The 18,878-nt window shown below is 69.9% G+C and carries 17 protein-coding genes and 3 pseudogenes; 7 read left to right on the top strand and 13 right to left on the bottom strand.

The window, feature by feature from the left end; genetic code table 11:
• The 8 genes and pseudogenes from ABZ281_RS08550 to ABZ281_RS08515 all read right to left on the bottom strand — a co-directional run.
• Positions 1-86 (bottom strand): annotated as a pseudogene (locus tag ABZ281_RS08550) (phosphatidylserine decarboxylase family protein); the annotation flags it as partial.
• Positions 87-256: 170 nt separating this feature from the next.
• Positions 257-1,462: an acyl-CoA dehydrogenase family protein gene (locus tag ABZ281_RS08545; RefSeq protein WP_356653420.1), complete on the bottom strand. Its 1,206-nt coding sequence runs from the start codon at positions 1,460-1,462 to the stop codon at positions 257-259.
• A 2-nt stretch (positions 1,463-1,464) separates the two neighbouring features.
• Positions 1,465-1,977 (bottom strand): MaoC family dehydratase, encoded by a 513-nt coding sequence (locus tag ABZ281_RS08540; RefSeq protein WP_062930087.1) that lies wholly within the window; start codon positions 1,975-1,977, stop codon positions 1,465-1,467.
• Positions 1,978-1,993: 16 nt separating this feature from the next.
• The gene (locus ABZ281_RS08535) at positions 1,994-2,956 is read right to left on the bottom strand and encodes a CoA ester lyase (RefSeq protein WP_329325895.1); all 963 of its coding nucleotides are present in this window, start codon (positions 2,954-2,956) and stop codon (positions 1,994-1,996) included.
• Entirely contained in the window at positions 2,953-5,001 is a 2,049-nt protein-coding gene (locus ABZ281_RS08530) for a protein meaA (RefSeq protein ID WP_356653417.1), read from the bottom strand. The genes ABZ281_RS08535 and ABZ281_RS08530 overlap by 4 nt, the downstream gene beginning before the upstream one ends.
• A 10-nt stretch (positions 5,002-5,011) precedes the next feature.
• Complete coding sequence (gene ccrA / locus ABZ281_RS08525) at positions 5,012-6,355, bottom strand: crotonyl-CoA carboxylase/reductase (RefSeq protein WP_356653415.1); 1,344 nt, start codon at positions 6,353-6,355, stop codon at positions 5,012-5,014.
• Positions 6,356-6,737: 382 nt separating this feature from the next.
• Positions 6,738-7,565 (bottom strand): TetR family transcriptional regulator, encoded by an 828-nt coding sequence (locus ABZ281_RS08520; RefSeq protein ID WP_356653413.1) that lies wholly within the window; start codon positions 7,563-7,565, stop codon positions 6,738-6,740.
• 142 nt (positions 7,566-7,707) lie between these two features.
• The gene (locus ABZ281_RS08515; RefSeq protein WP_356653411.1) at positions 7,708-9,513 is read right to left on the bottom strand and encodes a 3-hydroxybutyryl-CoA dehydrogenase; all 1,806 of its coding nucleotides are present in this window, start codon (positions 9,511-9,513) and stop codon (positions 7,708-7,710) included.
• A 395-nt stretch (positions 9,514-9,908) separates the two neighbouring features.
• On the opposite strand from ABZ281_RS08515, the gene ABZ281_RS08510 reads away from it, so the two are divergent.
• On the top strand, positions 9,909-10,484 hold the full coding sequence (locus ABZ281_RS08510) for an adenylosuccinate lyase (protein ID WP_356653409.1): 576 nt from the start codon (positions 9,909-9,911) through the stop codon (positions 10,482-10,484).
• A gap of 97 nt (positions 10,485-10,581) precedes the next feature.
• Here the strand turns inward: ABZ281_RS08510 and ABZ281_RS08505 are convergent, their stop codons facing one another.
• The 4 genes and pseudogenes from ABZ281_RS08505 to ABZ281_RS08490 all read right to left on the bottom strand — a co-directional run bounded on the left by ABZ281_RS08505 (position 10,582) and on the right by ABZ281_RS08490 (position 12,455).
• On the bottom strand, positions 10,582-11,109 hold the full coding sequence (locus ABZ281_RS08505; protein ID WP_356653407.1) for a GNAT family N-acetyltransferase: 528 nt from the start codon (positions 11,107-11,109) through the stop codon (positions 10,582-10,584).
• Positions 11,106-11,504: a RidA family protein gene (locus tag ABZ281_RS08500; RefSeq protein WP_356653405.1), complete on the bottom strand. Its 399-nt coding sequence runs from the start codon at positions 11,502-11,504 to the stop codon at positions 11,106-11,108. Before ABZ281_RS08500 ends, ABZ281_RS08505 begins: the two co-directional genes overlap by 4 nt.
• Positions 11,505-11,560: 56 nt before the next feature.
• A pseudogene (locus ABZ281_RS08495) lies at positions 11,561-11,926 on the bottom strand (alpha/beta hydrolase); the annotation flags it as partial.
• 46 nt (positions 11,927-11,972) lie between these two features.
• Positions 11,973-12,455 carry a DUF4232 domain-containing protein gene (locus tag ABZ281_RS08490; RefSeq protein WP_356653403.1) on the bottom strand — a complete coding sequence of 161 codons (483 nt, stop codon included), beginning with the start codon at positions 12,453-12,455 and terminating at the stop codon, positions 11,973-11,975.
• Here ABZ281_RS08490 and ABZ281_RS08485 point away from each other — a divergent pair.
• The 6 genes and pseudogenes from ABZ281_RS08485 to ABZ281_RS08460 form a co-directional block, all read left to right on the top strand.
• Entirely contained in the window at positions 12,433-12,666 is a 234-nt protein-coding gene (locus ABZ281_RS08485) for a hypothetical protein (protein ID WP_356653401.1), read from the top strand. The two genes, ABZ281_RS08490 and ABZ281_RS08485, sit on opposite strands and share 23 nt — an antisense overlap.
• Before the next feature lie 433 nt (positions 12,667-13,099).
• Entirely contained in the window at positions 13,100-13,531 is a 432-nt protein-coding gene (locus ABZ281_RS08480; RefSeq protein ID WP_356653399.1) for an SPW repeat protein, read from the top strand.
• Between the two features lie 167 nt (positions 13,532-13,698).
• A complete protein-coding gene (locus tag ABZ281_RS08475) occupies positions 13,699-15,063 on the top strand; it encodes a sugar porter family MFS transporter (RefSeq protein ID WP_356653397.1) in 1,365 nt (454 codons plus the stop codon).
• Between the two features lie 576 nt (positions 15,064-15,639).
• Positions 15,640-15,909 carry a hypothetical protein gene (locus tag ABZ281_RS08470; protein ID WP_356653395.1) on the top strand — a complete coding sequence of 90 codons (270 nt, stop codon included), beginning with the start codon at positions 15,640-15,642 and terminating at the stop codon, positions 15,907-15,909.
• A gap of 905 nt (positions 15,910-16,814) precedes the next feature.
• Positions 16,815-17,333 carry an immunity 21 family protein gene (locus ABZ281_RS08465; protein WP_356653393.1) on the top strand — a complete coding sequence of 173 codons (519 nt, stop codon included), beginning with the start codon at positions 16,815-16,817 and terminating at the stop codon, positions 17,331-17,333.
• Between the two features lie 120 nt (positions 17,334-17,453).
• Positions 17,454-17,678: pseudogene (locus tag ABZ281_RS08460) on the top strand (SDR family oxidoreductase); the annotation flags it as partial.
• Here the strand turns inward: ABZ281_RS08460 and ABZ281_RS08455 are convergent.
• On the bottom strand, positions 17,679-18,878 hold a 1,200-nt coding region (locus ABZ281_RS08455; protein ID WP_356653391.1), incomplete at its 5' end, for a DUF885 domain-containing protein.

Below are 18,878 nucleotides of genomic sequence, written 5' to 3'. Positions count from 1 at the left end.
GTAGGAAGGAGCCACGGCGATGCTCCGCGCGCGAGGCGTACGCCGGCCCGGCTGTCGCGTGGTGCAGAGGTTTGGCTGTGGGGCATGGATGACCTTCGTAGCGGATGATGCCGCACTCTGACGGGGGACGGCGGCTTTCCGGCGATCGTAGCGGCTCGGAGCCGTAACTGGGTAAGCCAGGCAGCCGAGTCGGCGGCAGAAGAGTGTTGACGGGGTGTGATCTTCTTCTCCAAGAAAACACCCCGTATCCGGACATCTAGCCCTGGAATCGATACTCTTCGAGCAGCCGCCTGCCGATGATCATTTTCTGGATCTCGGCGGTACCTTCACCGATGAGCAGCATCGGAGCCTCACGATAGAGGCGCTCGATCTCGTACTCCTTGGAGAAGCCGTAGCCGCCGTGGATCCGGAAGGCGTCTTCGACGACCTCCTTGCAGTACTCGGAGGCGAGGTACTTCGCCATCCCGGCCTCGAGGTCGTTTCGCTCCCCGGAGTCCTTTTTGCGTGCTGCGTTCACCATCATCGCATGGGCGGCCTCGACCTTGGTAGCCATCTCGGCCAGCTTGAACTGGATCGCCTGGTGCTGGGCGATCGCCTTCCCGAAGGTGTGGCGCTGCTGCGCGTACCGGACGCCCAGTTCGAACGCACGCTGCGCGACGCCGCAGCCACGCGCCGCCACGTTGACGCGGCCGACCTCGACGCCATCCATCATCTGGTAGAAGCCGCGGCCGGTGACCCCCCCGAGCACGCGATCGGCGGGAATCCGCAGGCCATCCATGATGAGCTCGGTGGTGTCGACCCCCTTGTAGCCCATCTTGTCGATCTTGCCGGGGATCGTGAGGCCGGGACGCACCTCGCCGAATCCGGGCTCCTTCTCCACGAGGAAGGTCGTCATCGACTTGTGGGGCGCGGTGCCCTCGGGGTGACCTTCGTCACTTCTGACCAGAACGGCCACCAGAGACGACGTTCCGCCGTTCGTCAGCCACATCTTCTGGCCGTTGAGGACGTACTCCTCGCCGTCCTTCACCGCCTTCGACGCGATCGCCGAGACGTCCGAGCCCAGGCCCGGCTCCGACATCGAGAACGCGCCCCGGATGTCGCCGGCCGCCATCCTCGGCAGGAAGTGGTCCCTCTGCTCCTGCGTGCCGTGCTGCTTGAGCATGTACGCCACGATGAAGTGGGTGTTGATGATGCCGGACACCGACATCCACCCACGGGCGATCTCCTCCACGCACAGCGCGTAGGTCAGGAGCGACTCGCCCAGGCCCCCGTACTCCTCGGGGATCATCAGGCCGAACAGGCCCAGCTCCTTCAGCCCGTCGACGATCGCTTGCGGGTACTCGTCGCGGTGCTCCAGCTCCGTGGCGACCGGAATGATCTCCTTGTCCACGAAGTCCCGGACGGTGGACAGGATCTCCTGCTGGATGTCCGTCAGACCGGCGGTCTGGGCGAGTCGCGCCATGGCTACTTCTCCTGCTCCCTGAGCTCGGGGCGGCCGGGCTGCTCGCCGCCGCGCTCCTTGATGTACGTCTCGGTCGGCACCATCACCTTGCGGCGGAACACGCAGACGAGCGTGCCGTCCTGCTTGTAGCCCTTGGTCTCGACGTAAACGATTCCGCGGTCGTTCTTGGACTTCGACGGCCACTTGTCGAGCACGGTCGTCTGGCCGTAGACCGTGTCGCCGTGGAAGGTCGGCGCCACGTGCTTCAGCGACTCGATCTCCAGGTTGGCGATCGCCTTGCCGGAGATGTCCGGCACGGACATGCCGAGCAGCAGCGAGTAGATGTAGTTGCCCACGACGACGTTCTTGCCGAAGTCCGTCGTCTTCTCCGCATAGTTCGTGTCCATGTGGAGCGGGTGGTGGTTCATGGTGAGGAGACAGAACAGGTGGTCGTCGTACTCGGTGACGGTCTTTCCCGGCCAGTGCTTGTACGTCGCCCCGACCTCGAACTCCTCGTAGGTGCGCCCGAACTGCATCGCGCTCAGCGCCTCTCTAGTCGGTGGGGATCTCGAACTTGCTGGTGCGCTGCATGCCCGCCGCGCGGCCCTTGCCGGAGATGACCAGCGCCATCTTGCGGCTGGCCTCGTCGATCATCTCGTCGCCGAGCATCGCCGAGCCCTTCTTGCCGCCCGCCTCGGAGGTGTAGTAGTCGTACGCGTCCAGGATCAGCTCGGCGTGGTCGTAGTCCTCCTGCGACGGCGAGAAGATCTCGTTGGACGCCTCGACCTGGCCCGGGTGCAGCACCCATTTGCCGTCGAAGCCGAGGGCCGCGGCCCGCTGGGCGACCTCGCGGTAGCCGTCGATGTTGCGGATCTGGAGGTAGGGGCCGTCGATCGCCTGGAGGTTGTTGGCGCGGGCGGCCATCAGGATCTTCATCAGGATGTAGTGGTAGGCGTCCGCCGGGTAGCCGGGCGGCTGCTCGCCCACGACCAGCGACTTCATGTTGATGGACGCCATGAAGTCGGCCGGGCCGAAGATGATCGTCTCGACGCGCGGCGAGGCCTGCGCGATCTCGTTGACGTTGTTCAGGCCCTGGGCGTTCTCGATCTGCGCCTCGATGCCGATCTTGCCGACCTCGAAGCCCATCGTCTTCTCGATCTGCGTCAGCAGCAGGTCCAGGGCGACGACCTGCTGGGCCGTCTGCACCTTCGGCAGCATGATGCAGTCCAGGTTCTGGCCGGCGCCCTCGACGACCGTGACGACATCGCGGTACGTCCACTCGGTCGTCCAGTCGTTGACGCGCACGACCCGCGTCTTGCCCGTCCAGTCGCCCTCGTTGAGGAACTTGACGATGGTGTGCCGCGCCTCGGGCTTGGCGAGCGGCGCGCACGCGTCCTCCAGGTCGAGGAAGACCTGGTCGGCCGGGAGGCCCTGGGCCTTCTCCAGGAAACGCGGGTTCGAGCCCGGTACCGCCAGGCAGGAACGCCGGGGGCGAAGGCGGTTGACCGTGGTCATGCGGGGACCTCCAGGGGGTCGAGCTTGTTCGCTTTCCGGATCTCGTCGACGATGCGGCCGATGATTCCGGTGATGTCGAAGTCCTTCGGGGTGAAGACCGCGGCCACTCCGGCTGCCCTGAGCTGCTCGGCGTCACCATTCGGGATGATGCCACCGGCGATCACGGGTATATCTGTGGCACCGGCCACACGCAGCCGTTCGAGGACGTCCGGCACCAGCTGGGCGTGCGAGCCGGACAGGATGGACAGGCCCACCGCGTGCACGTCCTCGGCGAGGGCCGCGTCCACGATCTGCTCGGGCGTCAGCCGGATGCCCTGGTAGACCACCTCGAAGCCGGCGTCCCGCGCACGCACCGCGATCTGCTCGGCGCCGTTGGAGTGCCCGTCCAGGCCCGGCTTGCCGACCAGGAAGCGCAGCTTGCCCACGTTCAGGTCCTTGGCCGTGAGGTCGACCTTCCGGCGGACCACGGCCAGCGCGCTGCCCTCCTCGACCGGAACGGCCACCGGCGCCGAGGAGACGCCCGTGGGCGCCCGGAACTCGCCGAACACCTCGCGCAGAGCCCCGGCCCACTCGCCGGTCGTCGCCCCGGCGCGTGCGCACTCCAGGGTGGCTTCCATGAGGTTCTCGTCGCCGCGCGCGGCCTCCTTCAGCCGCTCCAGGGCCTTGCAGGGCCGCGGGTGGTTGAAGGGCGGCTGGTAGCGGCTGTCGCGCCACTGCTGGAGCCCGGTGATGACCCGGGCCTCGACCGCCGGGTCCACCGTCTGGATCGCGGTGTCCAGATCGGCGGTCAGCGGATTCGGCTCGGTGCCCTCGAAGATGTTGACGCCGATGATCTTCTCCTGGCCGGACTCGATCCGGCCCCGGCGCTCGGCGTGCGAGGAGACCAGCTGCGACTTGAGGTAACCGGACTCGACGGCCGCCATCGCGCCGCCCATCTCCTGGATGCGGTCGATCTCGGCGAACGACTCCTCGACCAGCCGGTCGACCTTCGCCTCGATCACCTTCGAGCCCTCGAAGATGTCCTCGTACTCCAGCAGATCGCTCTCGTACGCCAGCACCTGCTGGATGCGCAGCGACCACTGCTGGTCCCACGGGCGGGGCAGGCCGAGGGCCTCGTTCCAGGCGGGGAGCTGCACGGCACGCGCGCGGGCGTCCTTGGAGAGGGTGACGGCCAGCATCTCCAGCACGATCCGCTGGACGTTGTTCTCCGGCTGCGCCTCCGTCAGGCCCAGGGAGTTGACCTGGACGCCGTAGCGGAAGCGGCGCTGCTTGGCGTTGTCGATGCCGTAGCGCTCGCGGGTGATGCGGTCCCAGATGCGGCCGAACGCCCGCATCTTGCACATCTCCTCGACGAAGCGGACGCCCGCGTTCACGAAGAACGAGATGCGTGCCACGACATCGCCCATGCGCTCCTGCGGCACCTGGCCGGAGTCGCGCACGGCGTCGAGGACCGCGATCGCGGTGGACATCGCGTACGCGATCTCCTGGACCGGCGTGGCGCCCGCCTCCTGCAGGTGGTAGCTGCAGATGTTGATGGGGTTCCACTTCGGGATGTGGGAGACCGTGTACGCGATCATGTCCGTCGTCAGGCGGAGCGAGGGGCCCGGCGGGAAGACGTGCGTCCCGCGGGACAGGTATTCCTTGACGATGTCGTTCTGGGTCGTGCCCTGGAGCTTGGTGATGTCCGCGCCCTGCTCCTCGGCGACGACCTGGTAGAGCGCCAGCAGCCACATGGCGGTGGCGTTGATCGTCATCGAGGTGTTCATCTGCTCCAGGGGGATGTCCTGGAACAGCCGGCGCATGTCACCGACGTGCGCGATCGGCACGCCGACCCGGCCGACCTCGCCCCGGGCGAGGATGTGGTCGGAGTCGTAGCCGGTCTGTGTCGGCAGGTCGAACGCCACCGACAGGCCCGTCTGGCCCTTGGCGAGGTTGCGCCGGTACAGCTCGTTGGACGCCTCGGCCGTGGAGTGACCGGCGTAGGTCCGCATGAGCCACGGCCGGTCCTTCTCCCGCTTGCCTTCGGCGGGCTGACGCTCAGTCATCCAGCGCTCCTCAGATGTTCCGGAAGCGGTTGATGGCGTCGACGTGCTTGGCGCGCTTCTCCTGGTCGCGCACGCCCAGGCCCTCCTCGGGGGCCATGCACAGCACGCCGACCTTGCCCTGGTGGAGGTTGCGGTGCACGTCGTAGGCGGCCTGGCCGGTGTCCTGAAGGGAGTACACCTTCGACAGGGTGGGGTGGATCTTGCCCTTCGCGATGAGCCGGTTGGCCTCCCAGGCCTCGCGGTAGTTGGCGAAGTGCGAGCCGATGATCCGCTTCAGCGACATCCACAGGTAGCGGTTGTCGTACTCGTGCATGTAGCCCGACGTCGAGGCGCAGGTGGTGATGGTGCCGCCCTTGCGCGTGACGTAGACGCTCGCGCCGAAGGTCTCGCGGCCGGGGTGCTCGAAGACGATGTCGATGTCCTCGCCGCCGGTGAACTCGCGGATGCGCTTGCCGAAGCGCTTCCACTCCTTCGGGTCCTGGGTGGTCTCGTCCTTCCAGAACTTGTAGCCCTCGGCGCTGCGGTCGATGATCGCCTCGGCGCCCATCGAGCGGCAGATGTCCGCCTTCTGCTCGCTGGAGACGACACAGATCGGGTTGGCGCCGCCGGCCAGCGCGAACTGGGTGGCGTAGCTGCCGAGTCCGCCGCTGGCGCCCCAGATCAGGACGTTGTCGCCCTGCTTCATGCCGGCGCCGTTGCGGGAGACCAGCTGCCGGTAGGCGGTGGAGTTGACCAGGCCGGGGGCGGCGGCCTCCTCCCACGACAGGTGGTCGGGCTTCGGCATCAGCTGGTTGGACTTGACCAGGGCGATCTCGGCGAGGCCGCCGAAGTTGGTCTCGAAGCCCCAGATGCGCTGCTCGGGGTCGAGCATCGTGTCGTTGTGGCCGTCGCTGGACTCCAGCTCGACGGACAGGCAGTGCGCGACGACCTCGTCACCGGGCCGCCAGGCGTTGACGCCCGGGCCGGTGCGCAGGACGACGCCCGCGAGGTCGGAGCCGATGATGTGGTACGGCAGGTCGTGGCGCTTGGTGAGCTCGCTGAGCCGGCCGTAGCGCTCCAGGAACCCGAAGGTGGACAGTGGCTCGAAGATCGACGTCCACACCGAGTTGTAGTTGACCGACGAGGCCATCACGGCCACCAGCGCCTCGCCCGGGCCGAGCTCGGGCAGCGGCACCTCGTCCAGGTGGATCGACTTGCGGGGGTCCTTGTCGCGGGTCTCGAGGCCCGCGAACATCTCCGTCTCGTCCTTGTGCACGGTGATCGCGCGGTACGACTCGGGGAGCGGGAGGGCGGCGAAGTCCTCCGACGTGGAGTCGGGCGACTGGATCGCGGCCAGGATGTCCTTAACGGTCACGGTGTTGCCTCCGGCGGTGAGCGCCCTGAGGGAGGGGCGCCGATGGTTACGTCGGTGCTGCTGAGGGTTGAGGGTGTGCCGTCGGTTCGGCGGTGGTGCTGATCGGCAGCGCTGGGTGGCGCGGGAGGTTGCCTGTGACGCAGGCGCCCGGGCGGGCAAGCGGGTGAGCTTGCTGGGACGTCGTCCGGACCTCTTCAACGTATGACACCGCGTGTCACCTCGCAAGGCACTGAGTGCCAGAACTTGATCTCAGATGAAATCTTTACGTGACAAATGAGCGATGATCGATCGAACGGCCGCTCCGAGGGCTTGCAAAACGGCCACTGACATGCCAAAACGGCCACCCCGAGGGGTGGCCGTCATCACACGCGTGGAAGGGAGCTCAGTGCTCCTTGAGTGCCTGCTCGATCGTCCGCATGACCTCGTCCAGCGGCGCGTCGGTGCGGGCGACGGTCACCAGCACCTCGCCCTGCGCCGACGCCGTGGCGGCGGCCGGCTGCGGTTCGGTGGAGCGCCCGGCCCCGATGCCCGACCCGAAGGTCTTGCGCACGATCGCGAAGGCGTGGTCCAGCTGCGCCTCCACGTCCCCCTGGCCGCCCGCGCGCAGCCAGCGCCGCAGGACGTGGTTGTGGGCCGTGACGACCGCGGACGCGGCGACCTCCGCCAGCAGCGGATCGTCGTTGGCGTCGTCGGCGTGCGCGCGCTCGTCGAAGTGGCCGAGGAGATAGCGGGTGAAGAGGCGCTCGTAGCGGGCCACCGACGCGATCTCCGCCTCGCGCAGGGTGGGCACCTCGCGTGTCAGCTTGTAGCGGGCGACCGAGATCTCCGGCCGGGCCGCGTACATCCGCATGACTTCCTTGATGCCGCGGCACACCGTGTCGAGCGGATGCTCGTGCGCGGGCGCGGCGTTGAGCACCGCCTCGGCGCGGATCAGGGTGTCGTCGTGGTCGGGGAAGATCGCCTCTTCCTTGGAGCGGAAGTGGCGGAAGAAGGTGCGGCGGGCGACCCCGGCCTGGGCCGCGATCTCGTCGACGGTGGTCGCCTCGTACCCCTTGGTCGCGAACAGCTCCATCGCGGCGGCCGCCAGTTCCCGGCGCATCTTGAGCCGCTGGGCGGCGGCGCGAGAGCCGGCGGCACTCTCCGGCGCGTCGGCCGTGGCTGGTGTACGTGAGGATTTGGCGGGCTGGGGCATGCCCTGAACGTACTGCATGTGCGCAGCTCGCCGCGCATGCCCTGGTTCTCCCCCGCCGCCGGGGGGCGGGGGAGGGGCGGCCCGGCCGGCCGGGTGGAACCGGTCCGGGCCGAGCAGGCCGCCCCACTCCGCGCCGGACCGCAACCAGTCGCCGGGACGCTCAGCGCTTGGCATATTCGCGGAAGCCACGGCCGGTCTTGCGGCCGAGGCAGCCCGCGGCCACCAGGTGCTCCAGCAGCGGCGCCGGAGCGAGCCCCGGGTCGCGGAACTCGCGGTGCAGGACCTTCTCGATGGCGAGCGAGACGTCCAGCCCGACCACGTCCAGCAGCTCGAACGGGCCCATCGGGTAACCGCCGCCCAGCTTCATCGCCGCGTCGATGTCGTCGAGCGACGCGTAGTGCTCCTCCACCATCTTGATCGCGTTGTTCAGGTACGGGAACAGCAGCGCGTTCACGATGAAGCCGGCCCGGTCACCGCAGTCGACCGGGTGCTTCCTGATCCGCCCGCACACCTCGCGGACCGTCGCGTGGACGTCGTCGGCGGTCAGCACCGTGCGGACGACCTCGACCAGCTTCATGGCCGGCGCCGGGTTGAAGAAGTGCATACCGATCACGTCCTGCGGGCGCGAGGTGGCCCGGGCGCAGGCGACGACCGGCAGCGACGAGGTCGTGGTGGCCAGGATCGCGCCCGCCTTGCAGACCTTGTCCAGGGCCGCGAACAGCTGCCGCTTGATCTCCAGGTCCTCGGCGACCGCCTCCACGGCCAGGTCGACGTCGGCGAAGTCGTCATACGTGCCCGTGGCGGTGATGCGGTCCAGAGTCTCGGCGGCCGCCTCCGCGGTCATCCGGCCCTTGTCGACCGAGCGGGCCAGGGACTTGCCGATCCGGGCCTTCGCGGCCTGTGCCTTCTCCGCGGTGCGGGCGGCGATGACCACCTCGTATCCGCCCTTGGCGAAGACTTCGGCGATGCCGGAGGCCATGGTGCCCGAGCCCGCGACACCGACCGAGCGGATCTCCCGGCCGGAAACCAGGTCGCCGCCCTCCAGCGGGGTCAGCGCGTCCCGCACGACGACCGGGCTGCCCGGCGCCTCGTAGGTGTAGAAGCCGCGCCCCGACTTGCGGCCGGTCAGGCCCGCCTCGCTCAGCTGCTTGAGGATCGGGGCCGGGGCGTGCAGCCGGTCGCGGGAGGAGGCGTACATGGCCTCCAGGACCGTGCGCGCGGTGTCGACGCCGATCAGGTCGAGCAGCGCCAGCGGGCCCATGGGCAGTCCGCAGCCCAGCCGCATGGCGGCGTCGATGTCCTCGCGGGAGGCGTACTTCGCCTCGTACATCGCGGCGGCCTGGTTGAGGTAGCCGAACAGCAGACCGTCCGCGACGAAACCGGGCCGGTCGCCGACCGCGACCGGCTCCTTGCCCAGATCGAGCGCGAGGTCGGTGACCGCGGTGACGGCCGCCGGCGCGGTCAGCACCGAGGAGACGACCTCCACCAGCCGCATCGCCGGGGCCGGGTTGAAGAAGTGCAGGCCCAGCACCCGCTCGGGGCGGGAGGAGTCGGCGGCCAGGCGGGTCACGGACAGGGCGTTGGTGCCGGTCGCCAGGATCGTCTCGGGGCGCACGATCCCGTCCAGCTCCCGGAAGATCTGGTGCTTGATCTCGTACGACTCCGGAGCCACCTCGATGACCAGGTCGGCGTCGGCCGCCGTGCGCAGGTCGGCGGAGGTGCGGACACGGCCGAGGATCCCGGCGCGCTCCTGCTCGGTCAGGCGCCCGCGCTCGACGCCGCGGGCGGTGGAGGCCTCCAGGGCGGCGACGCACTTCGCTGCCTGGGTCTCGCTGACGTCGATGCCGACGACCGTGCGGCCGGCCTTGGCGAGGACCTCGGCGATGCCGGTGCCCATCGTGCCGAGGCCGACGACGGCGATGGTCTGCAGCGGGGACTGGGACGGGTCGGACAGGGGAGTGGCCATCGCGGGACTCCAGGATGAGGGTGACGACGGGGAACGCGCTCCGGGTGCGCCGGAGGCGGCCCGGCAGGGGCCGGACCACGGGCGCACCGGGTGCGTGGTGAAGTGCGGGTGTTGGCCGGGCTGCGAAGCGCACACGCCCGGTGCCGCGCCACGGGCGTGCACACGCCCGGGGTGAACGGCCGTTCCGACCGGCCCTGTCCCGGGGCCGAGCCGTACTGCGGTACCTGAGGCACCGAACCGACTGCTCTCGCGACAGCCGCGTCACCAGACCGCCGCGAGGAAATACGAGTGGGTAACTCGCTCGTCTGAGCTTAACCGGCGGGTAACGAGCGCGCCAGCCCCCGGGTTTGTGATGTACGTCCCGCGCGGCTCGCCACGCCCCTAACCTCTGAGTCATGGACGAAGAGTTGCGATCACTCACGGAGCGCTTACGGCAGGAGTCGGGGGCGCCGCCCGCGTTCGAGCGGCTCGTGGCGACCGACGACCTCGACGCCCTGGCGGCGGTGCTGACCGAACCCGGGCAGCACCTGTGGGCGAGGGAACTGGCCGCGTTCCGGCTGGGGCTCGCACAGGACCCGCGGGCCTTCGAGGCCCTGGTGCTGCTGCTCAACCACCGCGACCCCCCGCGCTGCGCCTCCGCCGCCCACGCCCTCGCCCGGCTGGGAGACCCGCGCACCGCCCGCGCGGCCGCCGCCCTGGCCACCAACGAACTGCGCGTCGCCTACGCGCTGCACCCGGTGCGGCTCCTGGTCGAGCTGCGTGCGCCGGAGGCGGTGCCCGCGCTGATCACCACGCTCCGGCGACGCCTGCGCCCGCACGACCCGTACCGCCGCGTCGCCCTGGCCTGCGTGGACGGGCTCGGCGCGCTGGGCGACACCCGGGCCAGGCCCGTCCTGAACGAGGCGCTCGCGCATCCGACGCTGGCCGAGGCGTCGGTGCGGGCGCTGGGGCGGATCCCGAAGCAGAGGTGACGCCGGCGGGAGAGGGGGCCGCCGTACCACGACGTCAGCGGGGAGGGTGCCTGGGGTGCCGCGACGTCAGCGGGCGAGGGGCCTGGGTACCGCGACGTCAGCGGGCGAGGGCCCTGGTGTACCGCACCTCGGGCACCGCGACCCCGTCCACCTCGAACGGCTCCTCGGCGCCGTCCGCCCGGAAGCCGGCCCGTTCGTAGAAGCGGCGGGCCCGGTCGTTCTCCTTGAGCACCCACAGCAGGAGACGGCCGTGGCCCGCGGCGGAGCAGCGCGTGACCGACTCCGTGAGCAGCCCTCGCCCCACGCCCTGTCCCAGCTGATCGGGGTGCACGTAGACGGCGTACAACTCGGCGTCCATGGTGACGACTTCCCCGTCCCGGTACGGGCCGTGGCACGCCCAGCCGACGATCTCGCCGCCGGTGCCCTCGGCGACCAGGTTCACCACTCCGGGGTCGCCCTGCGCGAGGTACTCACGACGGAGCTCGGCGTCCGCCTCGACGCTGAGCCCGTCCAGGTAGGACTGCGGCATCAGGCCCCGGTAGGCGCTGCGCCAGCCGCCGACGCGGACCTTAGCGACGCCGTCGCAGTCGGCCCGCGTCATCTCCCGGATCCGCAGGCTCCTCATGGCGCGACCACCGCGAACGCCTCGACCTCGATCAGGAACTCGGGCCGGACCAGCGCGGCGACCTGCACCGCCGAAGCGGCCGGCAGCCGGTCGTCGGGTATGTGCTCGGCGCGGGCCGCGCGGACGGCCGGCATATGGGCCATGTCCGTGACGAAGTAGGTGAGTTTGACGACGTCGTCGAAGGTGGCGCCGGCGGCCGCCAGGCAGCGCCGGAGGTTCTCGAAGACCTGGCGCGCCTGCGCCGCCGGGTCGCCCTCACCGACCAGCCGCCCGCGCTCATCGAGCGCGAGCTGACCGGCGATCGCCACGAAACGGCCGGTGCCGAGGACGACATGGCTGTACTGGACCGCGGCGGCGACGCCGTCGGGGGCGGGGATCCTCGTCAGCTCACTCATGGGTCCATGGTGGACCACGGGACTGACATACCCCGTCCCGACGTCCCGTCAGCCGCTCAGTGGCGGAAGCCGATCAGGCCGTGCAGCGCCGAGCCGTTCGACGGTGCCGACGCCGCCTTCGCCGACGCCGTCGCGGCCGCCGCGGGCTTCGGGTCCGGTAGTGCCTCGCACACCGCGTCCGCCTGGCCGTAGCCGCGCGGCACGGTGCCGTCCGTCAGATACGCGGCCAGGTGCCGGTCCAGGCAGGCGTTGCCGCTCAGCGTGATGCCGTGGTTGCCGCCGCCCTCCTCGACCACCAGGCTGGAGCGGGCCAGCAGTCGGTGCACGGTGACACCGCCCTCGTACGGCGTGGCCGCGTCGCCGGTCGCCTGGAACAGCAGGACCGGCGGCAGCTTGCCGTTGGCCACGTTCACGGGGCGCAGCCCGCTGCCCGGGCGCAACTGTCGAAGCCGCCCATGTGGTTCCGGGTCAGGGGTGCCTGCCCGGTTTGACAGCACTGACCTCGAAGACGCCACCGCAGAGCCGGAACGAGTTCGCTGGTGTCCGCAGGGCCCAGGTGGATCCCGGTGGGTAGGCCTGGACCTGTGCGGCGCGAGGCCGGCAGGGCTCGTCCGTCACGCCGTCGGCGACGGTGTGGAGGGCGGCGTAGGCGCTGCCGCCCGGTTCCAGAGTCACGGTCGGGGCGTCGGGGCCTTGGCGCTCGGCGGGTTCACCGATGCGGTCGCCGGTGGAGTCGAGCAGGGTGACGCCGGGATAGCCGTGAAGTGAACAGGACTCCGGGCCCCTGTTGGTGAAGACCAGAGGGACGTAGCGATTTGAGAGGCGGGCCGCATGTGTGCTGAGGACGAGACACCTTCGGATGCCGCTCCGCGGTAGCTTCCGCCGCCGAGGAGGCTGAACAGCAACTCCGCGAGATCCGCGACGGCATGTGGCCACCGGCGACGCCGACATACGCAGGACCGGTATCGACGACGGCCGCGCCTTCGCGGAACTCGCCGTCACCAACAGCGGCGACGAAACCGACTCGTACGCGATCCAGGCCGACTTCCACGACCGGCACGGTGATCCGGCCGATATCGAAGACGGTGCCGGTCGACGTGCCTGGGCGGGCGATGGACGACGGCACCCAGTCCCGTCCCGGCCGTCGTCGGAGATGCTGTAGGCGGCACGGAGGCAGTGCGCGGATTGATCGGTGCGGATCACCGCTTCCGTGGCACCCGCCGCTTGTGCCGAAGGTCGGGGACTCATCGGACGGGCCGGTTGCGGGGTGGTCGCAGCGGTCGCACGAGCGGTCATGCACGGCGCCCCACCCCCGACTGATGCCGCCGTCGTGCTGCCGCATGGACCGCGGCCTGCCGGTGGACCACTGCGGACCACCTCGGCAGCCGAGCAGTCGGCTGCCGAGGTGCCGCGTCAGCCGCTGTCGCCGGTGACCCGTGCCGTGCGGTGACGGCGGGGGCAACAGGGCGGTCGGCACGGGCGTCGGCCGCAGTCGGCGAGCGGCGAGGGGCAGAAAGACTTCCCGCTTCAGGATTGGCCGACGCGGGGCCGGAGACCCGGCCCTTGTACCTGACACGACGAAGGAGGTGACCGTGATGACGTCTCAGACGTCACCCGGCATTGCTGAACACCCGGACATCCTGGCGCTGCGTGCCCGTTCGGAACGAGCGGCCTCAACTCCTGCGGCGCAGGCCGTCGAAGGGCTGAGCCTGCTGACCGGCCTGTACCTGGCGGCCTCGCCATGGATCGTGGGCTTCAACGGACTCACCACACTGACGGTGAACAACCTCATCGCCGGTATCGCCTTCACCCTGCTGGCGGTCGGATTCGGATCGGCTTTCGAGCGCACCCATGGCATGAGCTGGGCCGCGCTGGGAGTGGGCATCTGGACGGTCATCGCTCCGTGGGTCGTGGCCGGTGCCGTGGACACGACGTCGACCGTCTGGAGCAATGTCGTCACCGGCGCGGTGGCCATCGTGCTGGCTCTTGCTACGTCGGCCGTGGGTTCGAAGGCTGACCGCCGCTGAGCGGACCGGGCCACGGGTGGTCGTGACATGCGGCCGCCCAGCCCCGCTCGCCAGTGGATCAGTCGGTGTGCGGCGATTCAACTGCAGTCGCCGCACTCACCGTTGGGAAGGAGTCCTCGATGGCCGCAGGCATGGGCGCGGGTAGCCAGGGGCAGGTCTGATCGTCGATGTCCGGGTTCCTGCATGAAGTACGCGCCAACGGACTCGTCACCCGCATCGCGGCGATCGCCGCGATCGGTGGCTTTCTGTTCGGCTACGACACCGGCGTCATCTCCGGTGCACTGCTGTTCATCAAAAAGGACCTGCAAGCGGGGCCGGTGGTACAGGAGTTCATCGTTTCCGCGCTGCTGGTCGGTGCAATCGTCGGGGCGGTCGCGAGCGGCTGGTCGGCCGACCGCTTCGGCCGCCGCAACACCAAGATCGTCTCTGGCTGTGTCTACGTCGTGGGCGCCCTGGGCTGCGCGTTCGCTGTCAACAGCGAAATGCTCATCGGTTTCCGGCTCCTGCTCGGCTTCTCCGTGGGTACGGCGTCGTTCGTCAGCCCCATGTACATCTCCGAGGTCAGTCCGCCCCGGATCCGGGGCGGACTGACCTCCTTCAACCAACTGGCCATCACCACGGGCATCCTGACCGCCTATCTCGTCGACTACTTCTTCCGTGACCTGCCGGGCAACTGGCGCTGGATGGTGGGGGTCGCCGCCCTTCCCGGAGCCGCCCTGGCCATCGGTATGCTCACCGTGCCCAAGACTCCGCGCTGGCTCGTCGAGCACGGGCGCGACGATCAGGCCCGCCGTGTTCTGGAACAGTTGCGTGAAGGCGCCGACGGTGACGCGAAGCAGGAGCTGGAGGACATCCGGCACGGAGTGACGGAGAGCCGTGGCGCCGGGCTGCGGGACCTGACCCGGCGCCAGATCCGGCCGCTGCTGCTCATCGGCTGCGCCTTGGCGGTCTTCCAGCAGTTCGTCGGCACCAACACGGTGGTGTACTACGCCCCGACCATCCTGGAGGACACCGGTCTGAAGGCGGACGCCGCCATCGGCCAGACCCTGGCGGTCGGCTTGACGAACCTGGTCTTCACCGTCGTCGCGGTGCTGCTGCTCGACCGGGTAGGGCGCAGGCCGCTGCTGCTCACCGGTACCGCGGTCCTCACCTGTGCCCTGGTCGCGCTCGCCGTCTACTTCGCCTCCGACACGGTCGCGCAGGCGGTGCCGTGGCTGGCGCTGGTCGCCCTGGTGGTCTACATGGCCGGGTTCGCCGTCGGCCTCGGGCCGGTGTTCTGGCTGATGATCAGTGAGATCTTCCCGCAGTCGCTGCGCAGCCTGGGCATGAGCGTGTCCACGGTGGCCAACTGGACCGCGAACTTTGCGATCTCGGTGAGCTTCCTGTCCCTCGTCGGCGCCATCACCAGGCCGGGCACCTTCCTCCTCTACGCCATCCTGGCGGTGACGGCTCTGCTGTTCTTCGCCGCTCGGGTGCCCGAGACCAAGCAGCGGTCGCTGGAGGAGATTCAGCGGGAACTCCAGCCACGTTGACAGCGTGTCCGTCTTCGCTCGGCTGCAGCCGCGGGCCGGCCGTTCGACCCGTGCACGACGAGCAGGCCGGGATCCGTCGGGCTGACCGGGGTCTTTCGACGCCAAGTCCGTTTACCGCCGCCGGAGCAGGGGACCTGTGGGTGGAAGTTGTAGCGGTCGGCCGACCGGGCTGTGGGCCTTGGGCACCTCGCGGGGTTCCGCACCCGTATTCGAGGCATCGCGGCTCGGCCGACTCACTGTTTCCGGCGAACGTGTCAAGCAGTGGCTCCGGGCGTTACGCCGGTGAGTGGTCCCGTCATGTGGAGCCACTGTGTCCGTGGCGCGTAGCGGACGCCGTAGGAATCAAAGGTGCCCTGAGCGCGCCGTATGCCACTGCGAGGTCCCCGAGGACGGTGACCACCGGGTCGGCGGTGGCTGTCGGGAGTTGGGCGTTTGCCCTATCCGCCGGCAGGCCTCGAATTACGACACAGGCGGCGTCATCGAAGGCAGAGGAGATCGAAGATGGTTGCGTTGACATTGGTCACGGGTGATGGCCAACAGGTGGAGCCGCAGACGGAGTTCGCTCCTCTCGCCGTCATGGCTGTCGCCGACGGCGAACCCGTCGGCGGCCGGATGGTGAGCTTCTTCGTCGACGATCCCGAAGGAACCGGGACCGACTTCCACGGCGGCTCCCCCGTCCGGGTGACGACGGTTTTGGACGGGACAGGCACCACGGACGTGCCGCTCATAGCCGGTGACTCGCCGGGCAATGTGGAAGTAAAGGTCATGGTGGAGGGGGCGCACGCCTTGTTCTCCTTGCACGTGGCTGGTCCCCGGGACGGCGGCGACAGGGCTTCTTCCGCGTGACCCACGACACCGGTTTCACGGAACGGAGGTGAAGAGCCCCCGCGAGCCGGGCCGCTGACTGGATTTGGTCGGGTGCGGCCTGCACCTGCTGTTCCGGGGTGCATTGACCAGGGGCGTCCGGCTGTCAGCCATCGGCGGTTCTTCATGTCTGCGGCGACCGACGAGGGCGGCCTGGCCACGATGCGGGAACCGCTCTCCGGCGTGGCAGTGCGCGATGCGCAATCGGTGTGCCCTCGCGGAGGCAGACGGCATCAGGGCCGCTCGTCCCCCCGGCGCGTGCTGGGCCCCTCGCACCGGCCGGCAGCTGATGCACCGCCGCCGCATGACCGGCCATGCCGCCTGTCCCCGACCAAGGAGGAGGATCGCCGCTCCCGGCCTCGACCCCTTCGGCGTGGCCTGGTCCCCGGTCGGCGTCCCGCCGCGCTGCCGGCGTGCGACCGACACGGCCGTAGTGTGGGGGCGGCGGGCAGGCTGCGCTGAGGTGATCTTCGCCCTGACACGAGTCCGGCACCGAATCCCGGGGCGGCGGTCTGACGGATCCCGCCCCTGTAAGGGGCCCTTGCGCATAGGGTTCTCGCACTATGAGCGCCCGGGGCTCGTGGTCTGGCACCGCACCTCGCCACAAGGACCCCTAAGGGGTCCGCGGCCCGGCCGCACAGGTCACTCGCGAGCAACGGTCCCCGGGGCTACCACTGAGACACCTGCCCGCTCGGTCCATAGTTGCTCGGGCCGGTGCCCCGCCTGGACCTTGGTGAGACGAGGCGGGGCTCCGTGAGACCTGCGAGCTGTCCGCAGCCCTCGGCCTTTGCCGAACCCGATCCCTGACGGACCCCGTGGGCGCCGGTGACTGCGGCTGCTGAACCGCTGATCCCTTGAAGCGAGTTGACCCTGTAGGTTCTTGCGCCATGGTGCGATACGCAGAGCCGGGCGCTGTGCAGTGGGTGGAGTCGGGCGGCGGGCCGCTGATAGCGGTACCGGAGACCGTCCTGCCGTTCTGGGCGGGCGCCGACGGCGAGGAGACGGCCTCGGACTACGACCGGGCCTGTGAGGTGGACGGCCATGTCGGCCTCCTCCCGGTCGGCGACTCCACCGCGTTGGTCCTCGGTGATGAACCCGCCGCGACCGCCTACCTGCCCGACCACGGCATGTTCGTCCGCTGGCGCGCCGGCGATTCGGCGGAGGAACTGCTGGCGAGCGTGCCGTCGGCCGTCGAAGCCGCGCACTGGGGGCCGGAGGTGTACTGGGACGTCCCGGGCGCGGCCCTGCTCTTCGACGCCGCCTGGCCCGGCACCGACCCCTCGGGGTCCGACCAGGTGCGGGTGCTGCTGGAGCCGGGCAGGTACGCGGTCCGTGCGGCCACGGCCCAGCCGGGTCCGGAGACCTGGATGGGCCTGGTCCGGCTCCGGCTGCTCACGCGGCGGTAGGGCAGCACGCCCCGGGGGCCGGGGAAAGCCGCGTGCACCGGCCGACCGTACCGATCATGATGAACCCGTGCCCCGCCTTCCCCACCTCGCCCCCGAGGAACGGCGTCGCGACCCCGTGCCGACGACGCTCACCGAGCGGGTATCACGGTCAACAGCGTGAACCCGGGCCCGGTGGACACCGACTACCTGACCGGCGAGGTCTACGACGCAGTCGCCGCCCGCTTCACGTCGGGCCGGTGGGGCATGCCCGACGACCCGGCCCGCCTCATCGCCTGGCTCGCGACCTACGAGGCGGGCTGGATCACCGGAGAGGTCATCAGCTCCGCGGGCGGATCCCGGCGCTGATCACAGGGCCGACAACTCGTCCACCAGGTCGTCCAGACCGAGCGACCCCTGGGACAGCGCCGCCATGTGCCAGGCCTTGGGGTCGAAGGCGTCGCCGTGCCGCTTGCGGGCGTTCTCGCGGCCCAGCAGCCAGGCCCGTTCGCCGAGCTTGTAGCCGATGGCCTGGCCGGGCATGGACAGGTAGCGGGTCAGCTCGCTCTCCACGAAGTCCGCCGGGCGGCTGCTGTGCGAGCCGAAGAACTCCTGCGCCAGCTCGGCCGTCCAGCGCTCGCCGGGGTGGAAGGGCGAGTCGTCCGGGATCGTCAGCTCCAGGTGCATGCCGATGTCGATGATGACGCGCACGGCCCGCATCATCTGGGCGTCCAGATAGCCGAGTCGTCGCTCCGGGTCGGTCAGGAAGCCCAGTTCGTCCATCAGCCGCTCCGCGTACAGCGCCCAGCCCTCGGCGTTGGCGCTCACCATGCCGACGCTCGCCTGGTAGCGGGAGAGGTTCTCCGCCACGTGCTTCCACTGGGCCAGCTGGAGGTGGTGGCCGGGCACGCCCTCGTGGTACCAGGTCGACACCAGGTCGTAGACCGGGAAGCGCGTCTCGCCCATGGTCGGCAGCCAGGTGCAGCCCGGGCGGGAGAAGTCGTCCGACGGCGGCGTGTAGTAAGGGGCCGCGGCGCTGCCCGGAGGGGCGATGCGCGACTCCACCCGGCGCACCCGCTCGGCCAGGTCGAAGTGCGTGCCGTCGAGCGCGTCCATCGCCTCGTCCATGAGGCTCTGCAGCCAGTCGCGGACCTCGTCGACGCCCTCGATGTGCGTGCCCTGCGCGTCCAGGTGGGCCAGCGCCTCCCACGGCGTACCGGCGCCCGGAAGGATCTTCTCGGCCTCGCTCTTCATCTCGCCCAGGAGACGGTGGTACTCGGACCAGCCGTAGGCGTACGCCTCGTCCAGGTCGAGGTCCGTGCCGTTGAAGTAGCGCACCCAGCGCGCGTACCGCTCGCGCCCCACCACGTCCGGCGCGCCCTCGATCGTCGGCGCGTACACGTCCCGCATCCAGTCGCGCAGCCGCACGACCGCCTCGGTGGCGGAGCGGGCGGCGGCGTCCAGCTCGGACCGCCGAGCCTCGGGGCCGGCCGCCGCGTACTGCTCGAACCAGCCGTGGCCCTCGCCGTCCGCGTCGGCCCACTCACCGAGCTGCGTCACGAAGGTGGC

The organism is Streptomyces sp. NPDC006265 (assembly GCF_040613555.1).
Lineage (GTDB): Bacteria > Actinomycetota > Actinomycetes > Streptomycetales > Streptomycetaceae > Streptomyces.
This window is presented reverse-complemented; position numbering and strand designations above follow the sequence as displayed.